Below are 500 nucleotides of genomic sequence, written 5' to 3' on the forward strand. Positions count from 1 at the left end.
GGGCGCCCTTCAACGCCTCGAGCCACCAGCCCCACGCGTTGACCGACGAGGAGATCGGCGACCTGGTCGCCGCCTTCGGGCAGGCCGCAGCCAGGGCGAGTCAGGTCGGTGTTGACGTGATCGAGATCCACGCCTCGCACGGCTACCTCATTCACGAGTTCCTTTCGCCGCTGACCAACCACCGCTCAGGCCCGTACGGCGGCGGCCCCGAGGCCAACAGTCGCTTCCTGCTGGAAATCGTGGAACAGGTGCGCGCAGCCTGCGAGCCGGGAATGCCGCTGTTCGTCCGGCTGGCGATCGACGACCTCGCCGAAGGCGGCTGGCATGTCGACGACGCCATCCCGGTCATCGACCAGCTCAGCCGGGCCGGCTGCGATGCCGTCGACGCCGCGGCAGGCGGCGCGGTCGAGGGCGCGTCATCATTCGACATCCCGGTCGACTTCCGCAACCTCGCCGCACAGGTCCGCGAACGCACGGGCATGCCGACCATCGTCGCCGGC

1 protein-coding gene is annotated in these 500 nt (G+C 69.8%); it reads left to right on the top strand.

Annotated features, from left to right (window positions below; all coding sequences use genetic code 11):
• Nucleotides 1-500: oxidoreductase (locus PKE99_RS37755; RefSeq protein WP_498371919.1), on the top strand; the 500-nt coding region annotated here is incomplete at both ends.

The sequence above is a fragment of the Pseudonocardia halophobica genome (genome assembly GCF_027922425.1).
In the GTDB taxonomy this organism is placed as follows: Bacteria; Actinomycetota; Actinomycetes; order Mycobacteriales; family Pseudonocardiaceae; genus Pseudonocardia; species Pseudonocardia halophobica.